Here is an 11326-nt window from a genome sequence, read left to right on the forward strand (position 1 = left end):
TATAATGTAGTAGACCGTTTTATAATGTAGTAGACCGTAAAGCCTATGGTTCGGGTTAGTCTCCGTAATGGATGACCGCTTTCGGCTGTTGTGCCACAGTTCCAGCGTAAGCGGAGCATGGATGCGGAGCGCGGCAGTTAGCGCCATGGAGGGCGCTATCTGCCGAGAGCGGAATGTGGCGCGCAGACCAGACCCAAATAAATATATTTGTCAAATTATTAAAAGATCAATGTACTAGAGTTGTTTTTCTTCGATGAATCTTTCCAGTTCGTGCAGCGCCCTTGCTGATAACCTTGCATTTTTTTCGCGTTTTCCTTTGATTCGTTCTCCAAGAGGAGTGATTAGACCAAAGTTCATATTCATCGGCTGAAAATGAACACTGGGCGAGCCTTCTAAATGGCGGGCGAGTCCGCCAAGTGCTGTTTCAGGCGGGAAGACAAGCGTATCCTGCCCGTTCAGCAGGCGGGCCATATTCAATCCGGCTAAAAGCCCGCTGGCTGCTGATTCGACATAGCCTTCCACGCCGGTAATCTGACCGGCAAAAAACAGATCCGGCTTCACCCGGCAGCTAAAATCAGCATTTAGGACTTCAGGCGCATTCAGGAACGAATTCCTGTGCATGACGCCGTAACGTACGAACTCAGCGTGTTCTAAGCCTGGTATCAGTCTGAACACGCGTTTTTGTTCGCTCCACTTTAAATGCGTCTGGAAGCCAACTAAATTCAAAAGGCTTCCCTGGATATTTTCTTTCCGCAGCTGAACAACAGCAAACGGTTGTTTACCGGTATGCGGGTTCATGATCCCGACAGGTTTTAACGGCCCGAACGCCATCGTCATGGGCCCGCGCTGGGCCATGACCTCGATCGGCATACAGCCTTCAAACACCAGATTTTTTTCAAAACCCTGAACCTCGGCAGCTTCGGCTTGAATCAGGTCCTCATAAAAAGTTTCATACTCTTCTTTGCTGAGCGGGCAATTCAGATAATCCGCCTCGCCTTTGTCATAGCGGGATGCCCAAAAAGCTTTGGACAGATCAACGGTCTCAAGATCGACAATCGGTGCCGCCGCATCAAAGAAAGACAACGCCTCTTTCCCGGTCAGTCGCAGAATATCCGCAGCAAGTTCATCCGTTGTCAGCGGCCCTGTGGCAATGATCACTTTTTCGTCCGCCGGAATCGTTTTCACTTCCTCGCGGATGATATTAATATTCGGATGACCGGAGATCTTATCGGTAACCATTTGCGCAAAAAGATTCCTGTCAACAGCTAAAGCCCCTCCGGCCGGTACAGAAGTCTGGTCTGCTGCCGCCATGATCAGCGAATTCAGACGCCTCATTTCTTCCTTGAGCAGCCCGACAGCATTTTCAAGGCCGGCAGCCCTCAGCGAATTGCTGCAGACCAGCTCGGCAAATTGTTCCGTTTGATGAACCGGTGTGTTTTTCAGTGGACGCATTTCATAAAGATCGACGTCAATCCCGCGCTGGGCCATCTGCCAGGCAGCTTCGGGCCCCGCAAGGCCCGCGCCAATGATTGTCGCTTTTGCCATAGTACCCATCCTAGTCGTGTAGTATCGTTCTTAGATTCTCATTTTTATTCTGTTTCTTTGATTTCTTCGGTAAACCTGCAGTCATGATTGGTGCAGACATATTTCTTGTTTTTTCTGGTACTTTTCTCGGTCATTACCCCGCCGCACTCCGGACAAGGGTGAGGTGCCGGTTTCTCCCAGGAAATAAAATCACAGTCCGGGTATTTGCTGCAGCCGTAAAACTTACGTCCTTTTTTCGATCTCCTGACGACAAGTTTTTCTCCGCATTTCGGGCAGTTCACGCCGATTTCCTCGAGTAAAGGTCGCGCATTCCGGCAGTCAGGAAAACCAGGGCAAGCCAAAAACTTTCCGAACCGTCCCATCTTGATGACCATATTCCTGCCGCAAAGTTCACAGACCTCATCTGAAACTTCATCCTCAACTTTGATTTTGCCGATCTTCTGCTCAGCTTTATCAAGTGTCTCGGCAAACGGGCCGTAAAATTCTCCGACAATTTTCTTCCAATCCGATTTTCCGTCTTCGATATCGTCAAGTTTCTCCTCCATGTTGGCTGTAAACTCCTGGTCGACAATATCCGGAAAATGCTCTTTCAGCAAGTTAATCACAATTTCACCTAGTTCGGTTGGAACAAGTTTCTTGTCTTCCTTTGCTACATAGCCCCTCGTTTGAATCGTTTCAATCGTCGGCGCATACGTACTCGGACGCCCGATCCCCTCTTCCTCCATTTTTCGGACCAAGGTTGCCTCAGTAAAACGCGCCGGGGGTTCGGTGAAATGCTGCTTCTCCTGAAGCTGCCTTAACTGCAGCTTCTGCCCGATGGCGAGATCTCCTTTCAAGCAGTTTTCCTCATTATCCAGTTTTTCCGGTTCATCGGTGCTTTCTTCATAGACAGTGAGATATCCCGGAAACTTCACGGCTGAAGCATTGGCTCTTAAAAGGTAATCACCGGCCAGAACGTCTACGGTAATCGTATCATAAACCGCCGCACTCATCTGACTGGCGACAAAACGGTCCCAGATCAGCCGGTAAAGCTTGAACTGCTCTCGTCCGAGAAAGCCTTTGACGGATTCAGGCGTTCTGAGAGCGGATGTCGGTCTGATTGCCTCGTGCGCTTCCTGGGTCCGGCCTTTGCTGGCAAATTTCCTCGGCTCCTCGGGATAATAGGTTTCGCCGTAAGTCTCGATGATAAAACCTTTGGCCTCTTCCTGTGCAGTGTCGGCGATCCGGACAGAGTCCGTACGCATATACGAAATTAATCCGACCGTACCGGTCTTCCCGAGATCAAGTCCTTCATAGAGCTGCTGGGCCAGCATCATCGTCTTTTTAGGTGTAAAGTTTAATTTGCGGTAGGCCTCCTGCTGAAGACTGCTGGTCGTAAAAGGAGGTGCCGGCTGTTTTCGTTTTTCCTTCGTTTTCACCTCTCCGACCGTGAATGCGGCCGCCCGGAGTTCCTGCAATACTTCATCCATCTGCTCGCGGCTCGAAATTGTCATCTTTTTTCCCTGCTTATGAAGCAGTTTGGCAACAAAACTGCCGCCCCGACACAAAAAATCCGCATCCAGAGTCCAGTACTCTTCCGGTTCAAAGTTGCGGATTTCTTCTTCTCTGTCACAGATCATTCTGACCGCAACAGATTGAACACGTCCGGCACTTAAACCTTTTTTAACTTTCCGCCACAGAAGCGGGCTTAATTTGTAGCCCACCAGTCTGTCCAAAACCCTGCGTGCCTGCTGGGCATCTACGAGATGTATATCCAGTTTACGGGGATTCTTTACGGCATTTTGAATCGTTGGTTTTGTTATTTCATGAAATTCGATCCTGCTTAGCTCTTCGGGATTCAGACCGAGCAAGTGCGTCAAGTGCCAGGCAATCGCTTCACCTTCCCTGTCGGGGTCGGACGCCAGCAAGACACGATCGGCAGTTTTAGCTGCAGCTTTAAGCTCTTTGACCAAATCGCCGCGTCCTCTGATTGCAATGTATTTCGGCTCAAAATTATGATCGACATCAACCCCGATCTGGCTCTTTGGCAAATCCCGCAAATGCCCCATGGAAGCTTTGACCGTATAATTCTTAGACAAGAATTTGCTGATAGATTTTGCCTTGGCCGGGGATTCAACGATAACCAAAGTTTTCGACATGCTTCACCTCATGATTTCTCTCAATGTAATTCTATTGTATCAATATTGTTTAAAATTTGATTAATATTACGAATTTATCTTCCTTAATCCTATGCATCGTTTCTGATTTAACCCTTAAAAAAAATAGCAACACAAATTATACCATTTATTTTCAAAACCACAATGGTAAAACAAAATATTATAAAAATGAATAGCATTTTTAACGTTGAAGGACATAATGCTGGCCTGGCAGCTGCAAAATCTCTCCGGCAAGCTGGAGCTCCAGCAGTCCCAGTGCAATGTCCTGAGCCGGAAGCCGGCATAAGACAGCCAACCGGTCAATATGCAGCGGGACATCGCTTAAGCACCCCAGGATTTCAGCCCATTTCGATTCTGTTTGCATCATTCCCTTAGACCTTACCCGAGTCATTCCTTCTAGACATGCCGGAACTTCTGCTAGCCTGCTTTCGGGTGTGAACGGAGCCAGTTCGCTCAGTACATCCCTCATGTCCTCCGTTACTTTTGCGCCCATCCGCAGCAGCTGATGTGTTCCCCGGCTTAGCTCGCTGAAGATCGGACCTGGAACAGCGTACACCTCCCGTCCCTGTTCCAGGGCACAGTCAGCTGTAATCAGCGCGCCACTTTTTTCAGCTGCTTCGACCACAATGACGCCGCGGGACGAACCGCTGATCAGCCTGTTCCTGGCCGGAAACTGTCCTGGCTCGGGCGGAATACCCGGTGGATACTCACTTAATAGTGCGCCTTTTTCAATGATGGAATTTGCGAGCTTCGTATTTTCGTGTGGATAGATCGTATCGAGTCCTCCGGCCATAAAGGCCCACGTGATTCCACCGGCTTCAAGCGCCCCTTGATGCGCCGCCGTGTCAATGCCTCGGGCCAGACCACTGACCACAGCATAACCTTCTCCGGCAATCCCGCCGGCTAAAAAAGATGCCGCCGCTTTGCCATAGGGTGAAGCCTTTCTCGCACCCACTACCGCTATTCCCTCCTGCTGAGCCTGAAGCACACCTTTGTAAAACAACACGGCAGGTGCATCCGGACACTCGGCCAGTAAATATGGGTACGCTGACTCTCCCGGCATAACCAAAGATATACCTTCCCTCCGAAGTCTTTCCTGAAACGCTCCAGGATCAAGTTCTGCCCTGTGCTGCAGAAATTCTTGCACCCAAACGAGGTGGACTAACTCGGAAAAAGCACCGGCAGGCGCTTCCAGAGCTTCAGCAGCACTCCCAAAATAGGCTATCAGCTGACGCAGTCTTTGACTACCGATCCCTGAAATGGTCAAAATACTTGCTCGAAAGATTTTTTCCTGAATTATCCTCATCATGATCCCTCCAACAACAGCGATTCTACATATTCCATATTTTTCCTGCCTAAAGCATTCATTTTGTATCATTTTGTCCATCCAGGATGCCAACGAGGGTAAGTTGGCCGCTCATGTTTTATCTGGGATGTTTGGGAATGAAGAGAACGAAGAAAGAGGCAGCGCCTTAAGAACTGGGTACAGTTCAAAAGGCGCCTCCTTTTCTATGGGTAAATTGCTTACGCTACCGGTGGATCGTATAGATCGTTAGTAGTCATGTCAATCACCCGTATATCCCGTATCGCGGCCAGTTCACCGCTGGAGCTGTTAATTATATTTTTAGCTATAACCGTTTCCATCACGGTTTGGGCCTCAGCCAGCGTCAGGTTCTCCCTCGGCTGGGGGACGGAAATAATGAAGGATTTGCCGCCGGTGGTAAGAAACGTTAGCTTTAACACCTTGCTTGTAATAATCGCGATTTCAATCACCTCCTAAAGATTTGCCTTGACAATCGCCTTGGCATTCACACTTTAGCTAGCTAGTCTTTCAGATAGATTTCCCGCTGCTTATTCATTCGTAAGCTCCCAGTTTTTGCTGAGCACAACATTCAGCAGTGGATACTGGCTCAGACTGGATAGAGCCGCTGCAACATCATAGATGTCTTGACTCGTGGCAGTAGGCTTCACATAATTCAGGCTTTTCTTCTGGGTCACCGGGCCGCCTGCCGGCGAAGTCCCGGTTTGGTATTTTGCTGACACGATCGAATCCAACGTTATTTCTGTCACTGCCATGGTTCATCCCTCCCTTCAACAGTTGACAAGCCGGGCTTGTTCGTTCCCGACCTTATATCCTATGAGAAAGATTGTCCGTTGTTAAAGATTTGGGGAAATAAAAAAGGTACTTCCCTAAAATAAAAAGCCTGACGACTGAGCTTGTCACACTTTTAAGCCTGGCCACGTATCCTATGAGTGAAATCAGCCCCAAGGAGTGTGGATATCATGACTGATCCAGTAATTGATATCATCAGCGGACGCACGCCGCATGTCATCGCGGCTGAAATTAACATGATCAAATACCAGACGGAGAGGATCTACCTTGCCGCCGCTGTCGAAATTGGAAGGCGTCTGACGGAGGCCAAGGCCCTGCTTAAGCATGGAGAATGGGGCAAGTGGCTGGAGGAGTCGGTCAGTTACTCTCAGAGTACGGCCGACAGACTTATGAAGGTCTTCAGAGAGTACGGGAGCAAACTGCCCGAGGCTTCTGCCGGCAGCTCAAATTACGCACCAGTGCGCAATTTGACATACTCCCAGGCGGTGATCCTCTTAGGAGTCCCGGAAGAAGGACGAGAACAATTCATCATCGATATGGATATTGAGGGCATGACGAATCAGGAACTCAGGAAAGCGGTCAAGGAACGGACGCAGGCCCGGCAAGAAAAAGACCAGGCCTTACAGGAAAAAGACCTAGCCCTGCAGGAGAACACAGATCTCCAGAAAGCATTGGAAGACCAAAGCGGTATCATCACCGGGCTGACAGCGGAACTCGCCAATCTAAAGGTCCAATTGGAGAACGTCAAGACGTCCAAAGAAGAACTCAATGAAATGGCCAGGCAGCTGAAGGATTCGCTGGAATCGCTCCAAAAAAGCTCAGCCGCCAAGGGCTACGAGCGGATGAAAACAAACTTCATTAATACTTCGCTCAAAGTCAGGGCCAACCATATCGCCTTCCTCTGTGAAAACATGGATCAAACCATCAAGGAAGTAAAGCATAAGCTGCTCCAGATTGCCCCTAATGACAAGGAGACGTATATCATTTATAAGAATAAAGTTTACGATCTTCTGGATGTATGGCTTAAAGACGAGACGTGGAGCAGGCAAACTCGCCCCATCAGAGATACGCAGTAAGAAGTGATGGATGATGAAGAGCAAATATGTTTTCCCAGCCATTATTGAGCGGGATAAAATAAGCGGCAAATATACGGTTATTTTCCCGGACCTGCCCGGCTGCGCCTACGAAGCAGAGGATTTTATCCAGGCATATTACTGGGCCGGTCCCAGGCTGGAGTATCATTTATATAGGATGGACAAAGCGTATGAGCACATCCCCGAAGCTTCAGATACTTCAGGCTGGGAAATCGCGGCGGACGCTGTCGTTGTTCAGGTAGCGGCCGGTCTGCCGGAGTACCGGAGAATGTTCGGCCCAAAATTCGCCAGAAAAGTCATCGGGTTTCCCAGCTGGCTTTTCCAATTAGGGAAAAAAGACGAGCCGATGTCTGTGCAGAACATGCGGGAGGTATTGAGGGAAAAGCTGGGGATTGACATGCTGCCTGAAAACGCTCATGATTTATCTGAAGTGTTCGGGAATGAAGACGGGTCGTTTTAATTTACAATCTATCTACGGGCTGTAAATATTTAAGCCAGAAAAAGGTTTGTCGAAATAAAGACTAACCTTTTCTGGCTTATTTGTTGCGACGTAATGAGAAAAATCAAACTTTCGCGCAGCAAAAATCAATTTCATCGATCATTTTTCTCTATTTCGCAGTTATCCTCCAAGCAATTTCTTCTTTTCTTATAAATGCGGCTGGTCAGCCACAAGGCGATAAAGCATAAAATAAAGGGTTGAACAGCTATAATGACAAATATCCCCAACGTTAGAAATAGGTTTTCGCGACAAGCCTCATATCTGATATATTTCATGACTGTCACTACCGAGCTGAACACGATCGCCGTAATCGTGCTGATGATCAGGTTCGTTTTGAGCGTGGGCCGCAAATGACGGTCCCATATCCCCGCTTTCAGGCAGCTAACCAGCAGATACACAGCAAGGATCGTGAAAATGATCATCTCCCCAGCATATTGGACAAACGGCAAACCCAACAATTGTTGAACAATGATTGCCACCCCCAGCGCCCAAAAGCAAAACCATACACCGTAATGCTCTATTTTCAGTAATTTTTGTTCCTGCATTTCATCCAGAAGATTTTTAGGCATTTTCATTCTCCTCTCCAAACAGTTCATCCAGGCTTTTCCCCAGCGCTTTGCAGATGGCGCGGCACAGCTTGATCGTCGGATTATATTCGCCCTGTTCGATGGCGTTCATCGTTTGCCTTGATATTCCAACTTGCTCTGCCAGAGCCTTTTGTGTCATATCCAGCTCCGCGCGGGCAACCTTGATTTTAATGTTTCTACCCATGTCATCTCCTCCAAGATAATGATAACATATACATTAATAATTGTAAAATATATATTACAATTATTAATGTATTCTATGACATTGGCTGTATTAAAACTTTTGTAACCCACTTGCAGTTTGATTTATTCGTTATTCTGACGTATTCTGATAAAAATGGGTACGCCGAATGGAGATCGACTCCCTCTCGATTTTTTGTACTCGGAGAATCCATCCCTGTTTTAGGATGAGCATTGCTGGTGTTGGCGGCGCAGTTTTATTGTTTATCTTTTGAGAAGAGCGGATCTTAACAGGATTTAATCTTTGATATTGGGCAGCACTTGAAGCATACTCTTTCCCCTTAAGCTTCTATGTGGAGGGGCGACAGATGCCAGGAAATTCTGGAATACATCTACAGAGTTTGATGGCGTTAAAGTGTACCAAAGAAATGATATAATAGACCCGAACCTTGTAGATGCTCGTGGCAGAACGAATCTACAGAGAATGGATAAAGGTCTTGCCCCTATTGGGAGCGACGGGAATCCGGTAAATTTACATCATATGCTTCAGACTAATGATGGCTCAATTGCAGAGGTCACTCAATCCTATAATGTGTCTTTAATCTTGGCAACGTTCAAAGTGACCAGCATCTTAAAATATTTAGGGCGCATTGTCTTTACTGGATGGCCTGGGGATTTGAAAAATTTCAAATCCCCAGGCCATCCAGTAAAGACAATTTCTTACCGAACTCTGACCATGGCGCTTTTCGGGTGCCATAAGCAGATTAAGCCGGAGGCCGGTTTGGTCTGAGTGAGGAACGTTTCCAAAACCTATTTCTTTTCGAAGCGGGGAAAAGCGGTGAATTTTAAACAAGTTGAATGATTGTCATAGATATTTTTCTGATGGTTCATTATGGATGTCTATACAAAGAAAAACAGGTTAACGACAGTTTTTTGCTGTTAACCTGTTTTCTTTTATATACTCTGTTTGGTAAGTTTAATTATATTCTTTAGATTCTAAGTCATAGTCTTTGGAGGGCACAAAATTTTCCTTAGTATCTTGCCTTTCAAAAGCTACACCATAATTACTCTCTAAGAATTCTTCAACATCGGGGTCAATCTTAATTATAGTATTTACATCATATATAGCTATGTTATTTGGATTATCTACATATTCTTGGTCTTCATCACCTGAGAAAAACCGCCATCCACTATCTTGTAAATTATCAGGTTCTTCTCGGTACATAAATCTGATTTTTCTTTTTTCTTCTACAACTACTTTAGGGGCCAATACATACCCGAAATTTTGCTTCATAGAACCACCTCTTTTTTTATTTCCGCTCATATTTATGACTCCTATTTATGGACGGGTCCTCAACTTGGTACAGATCAGGATTATTCATTTTGTCATTAAATTCTTTCTGAGTCAATCCTTCTTCCTGGGCATTCTTAACCTCTACCCGGTGTTCGTTTCCATGTTGATGTCCTAAATCATATTTGCCATCTATTGGTGTCTTTTCATTAGCATCCAAAAACCTTCCATCATCTGCTTTTTCGGCTCTATTTTCAACTTCCTGCCTAACTCCTTTTCTAATATAAGGCCTTCGTAGCTCGTTACTGCCATTTGAAGCATTCACAAACAAATCCTTGGCATCTTGCCCAAAACTATATGCACTTTTTCCGGCCACTCCGCCGCCATAAACAATGGCTGCCGCACTCGCAACGTTTATTGGTACTCCTGCCAATGCTCCGACACCAGTTGCATCAAGAGCAACTCCGCCAATTTCTCCGCCAACGCCTCCTGTGACTATTCCGGCCCCCGCCAGCATGCTTCCAGTATCACCAACCAATTTTCCAACATAATAGGCAGTAGAATTTGGCAGCTGCACATCGCTTATTAATGCTTCACTTGTTCCTAAGCTAAGGTTACTGGCAACCGATTCTGAAACACCTGTTATAAAGTCTTTGACAACTGCATAGTCTTAAACTTAATTTAATTAGTTCAAAATTACTTTTTATTTATTGCTCACTAATCGCTTCATTTATTTTGTTAACCCATGATTTTCTGTTGTTAACTACAAATTTATCTGTGGTAGTATTTGTGAAAATCTGCATACCATTTGGAATAAAGCCAAACGTTAACGAAGTCTTTACTCCTGTAATTCTATTTAATGGAATTACAGTTTCATGTTTTTGGATGTTTAAATTATGTGATTTAAAAATAATCTCATTCTTTGTTAAACAAAGCCATCCTCCAACACTTTCTACTCCTTTAAAATGATTAGCAGCACCTTCCATAATAATATTATTAGAAGTATCTATAGGATTTTTTTGCGTATTTCTTTTATTTTGAATTAATACATAAGCAGCAATAATTAGCCCAAATAATATGCCAATAACAATTCCTGACATTATTCCTGCAATAAGATTATTTGTAATTCCCAAAAAGAGTCCCATGACAATCCCAAATGGAATTCCTGCCAAGAAAAATGTTTTAATACTATTCTTCATTCTGAGCTTCCTCCAAGAAAAATATAAAGAGCGTATTTTATTTTTATTTAATCTATTTAATATAACTGTAAGCACTTTCTTTTGCTCTATCCTTTATGGACATGCCTCCTGGTTGCCATACTTTGCCAGAGTTCCTGTAGAACGTCAGAATAGCAGCCAGGACGTAGCGGTAACTGTACGCATAGGAAATGCACAAGCCGACATCTACACCGGTGCTGATGCAGGAACCATTGAGGCGGTCTGTCGCGCGCTGAAGACATGCTAAATGATTTTACCGGAGCTGACGCCATCTATATTGCCTGCGGGTACACCGATCTCCGATGTGGGATTGACGGTCTTGCCAGCATCGTCCAGCAAAAGTTCCGGCTGGATCCGTTTTCGAGCATCCTGTTTCTGTTTTGTGGCCGCCGGTGTGACCGGATAAAAGCCCTGTATTGGGAAGGCAATGGGTTTGTTCTCCTGTATAAGCGGCTAGAAAACGGCAGGTTCCAGTGGCCTAGGAGTGGTGACGAAGCGAAGGCGCTTACTCCTCAGCAGTATCGGTGGCTCATGGAAGGCTTAAATGTGAAACAGCCCAAAGCGCATCGGCTGGCAGCAGGCTTAAGCATGGTCTAAAAAAGCCTGAAAGCATTGAAAACACTGGAGAATCGGCATGTTTTATG

General features: G+C 45.9%; 14 protein-coding genes. 4 read left to right on the forward strand and 10 right to left on the reverse strand.

What is annotated here, in order from left to right:
- Positions 1 to 234: 234 nt before the first annotated feature.
- From trmFO to AB3489_RS09680, 5 genes are all read right to left on the reverse strand, one after another.
- Complete coding sequence (gene trmFO / locus AB3489_RS09660) at positions 235 to 1545, reverse strand: methylenetetrahydrofolate--tRNA-(uracil(54)-C(5))-methyltransferase (FADH(2)-oxidizing) TrmFO (RefSeq protein ID WP_368292705.1); 1311 nt, start codon at positions 1543 to 1545, stop codon at positions 235 to 237.
- A gap of 44 nt (positions 1546 to 1589) precedes the next feature.
- Positions 1590 to 3683 (reverse strand): type I DNA topoisomerase, encoded by a 2094-nt coding sequence (gene topA / locus AB3489_RS09665; protein WP_368292706.1) that lies wholly within the window; start codon positions 3681 to 3683, stop codon positions 1590 to 1592.
- Between the two features lie 199 nt (positions 3684 to 3882).
- Positions 3883 to 5010: a DNA-processing protein DprA gene (gene dprA / locus AB3489_RS09670; protein WP_368292707.1), complete on the reverse strand. Its 1128-nt coding sequence runs from the start codon at positions 5008 to 5010 to the stop codon at positions 3883 to 3885.
- A gap of 215 nt (positions 5011 to 5225) precedes the next feature.
- A complete protein-coding gene (locus tag AB3489_RS09675) occupies positions 5226 to 5474 on the reverse strand; it encodes a DUF2922 domain-containing protein (RefSeq protein ID WP_019225613.1) in 249 nt (82 codons plus the stop codon).
- A gap of 78 nt (positions 5475 to 5552) precedes the next feature.
- The gene (locus tag AB3489_RS09680) at positions 5553 to 5777 is read right to left on the reverse strand and encodes a DUF1659 domain-containing protein (protein ID WP_368292708.1); all 225 of its coding nucleotides are present in this window, start codon (positions 5775 to 5777) and stop codon (positions 5553 to 5555) included.
- 207 nt (positions 5778 to 5984) lie between these two features.
- On the opposite strand from AB3489_RS09680, the gene AB3489_RS09685 reads away from it, so the two are divergent.
- Positions 5985 to 6890, forward strand: coding sequence for a DUF3102 domain-containing protein (locus tag AB3489_RS09685; protein ID WP_368292709.1), 906 nt, complete (start codon positions 5985 to 5987; stop codon positions 6888 to 6890).
- A gap of 10 nt (positions 6891 to 6900) precedes the next feature.
- Positions 6901 to 7368: a type II toxin-antitoxin system HicB family antitoxin gene (locus tag AB3489_RS09690; protein WP_368292710.1), complete on the forward strand. Its 468-nt coding sequence runs from the start codon at positions 6901 to 6903 to the stop codon at positions 7366 to 7368.
- A gap of 131 nt (positions 7369 to 7499) precedes the next feature.
- Here the strand turns inward: AB3489_RS09690 and AB3489_RS09695 are convergent, their stop codons facing one another.
- Complete coding sequence (locus AB3489_RS09695) at positions 7500 to 7976, reverse strand: DUF6773 family protein (protein ID WP_368292711.1); 477 nt, start codon at positions 7974 to 7976, stop codon at positions 7500 to 7502.
- The gene (locus AB3489_RS09700; RefSeq protein WP_019225618.1) at positions 7969 to 8178 is read right to left on the reverse strand and encodes a helix-turn-helix transcriptional regulator; all 210 of its coding nucleotides are present in this window, start codon (positions 8176 to 8178) and stop codon (positions 7969 to 7971) included. Before AB3489_RS09700 ends, AB3489_RS09695 begins: the two co-directional genes overlap by 8 nt.
- Positions 8179 to 8589: 411 nt before the next feature.
- On the opposite strand from AB3489_RS09700, the gene AB3489_RS09705 reads away from it, so the two are divergent.
- The gene (locus AB3489_RS09705) at positions 8590 to 8964 is read left to right on the forward strand and encodes an HNH/ENDO VII family nuclease (protein ID WP_368292712.1); all 375 of its coding nucleotides are present in this window, start codon (positions 8590 to 8592) and stop codon (positions 8962 to 8964) included.
- A 186-nt stretch (positions 8965 to 9150) separates the two neighbouring features.
- On the opposite strand, the gene AB3489_RS09710 is transcribed toward AB3489_RS09705, so the two are convergent.
- From AB3489_RS09710 to AB3489_RS09720, 3 genes are all read right to left on the reverse strand, one after another.
- Positions 9151 to 9498: a DUF2185 domain-containing protein gene (locus tag AB3489_RS09710; protein WP_368292713.1), complete on the reverse strand. Its 348-nt coding sequence runs from the start codon at positions 9496 to 9498 to the stop codon at positions 9151 to 9153.
- Complete coding sequence (locus AB3489_RS09715) at positions 9485 to 10003, reverse strand: HNH/ENDO VII family nuclease (protein ID WP_368292714.1); 519 nt, start codon at positions 10001 to 10003, stop codon at positions 9485 to 9487. The genes AB3489_RS09710 and AB3489_RS09715 overlap by 14 nt, the downstream gene beginning before the upstream one ends.
- A gap of 169 nt (positions 10004 to 10172) precedes the next feature.
- Positions 10173 to 10664, reverse strand: a complete 492-nt coding sequence (locus tag AB3489_RS09720) for a GRAM domain-containing protein (protein ID WP_368292715.1) — start codon at positions 10662 to 10664, stop codon at positions 10173 to 10175.
- Between the two features lie 258 nt (positions 10665 to 10922).
- Between AB3489_RS09720 and tnpB the strand changes: the two genes are divergently transcribed.
- Positions 10923 to 11279 (forward strand): IS66 family insertion sequence element accessory protein TnpB, encoded by a 357-nt coding sequence (tnpB, locus tag AB3489_RS09725; RefSeq protein WP_368292716.1) that lies wholly within the window; start codon positions 10923 to 10925, stop codon positions 11277 to 11279.
- Positions 11280 to 11326 lie beyond the last annotated feature (47 nt).

The organism is Dehalobacter sp. TBBPA1, from assembly GCF_040931655.1.
GTDB classification, from domain to species: Bacteria; Bacillota; Desulfitobacteriia; order Desulfitobacteriales; family Syntrophobotulaceae; genus Dehalobacter; species Dehalobacter restrictus.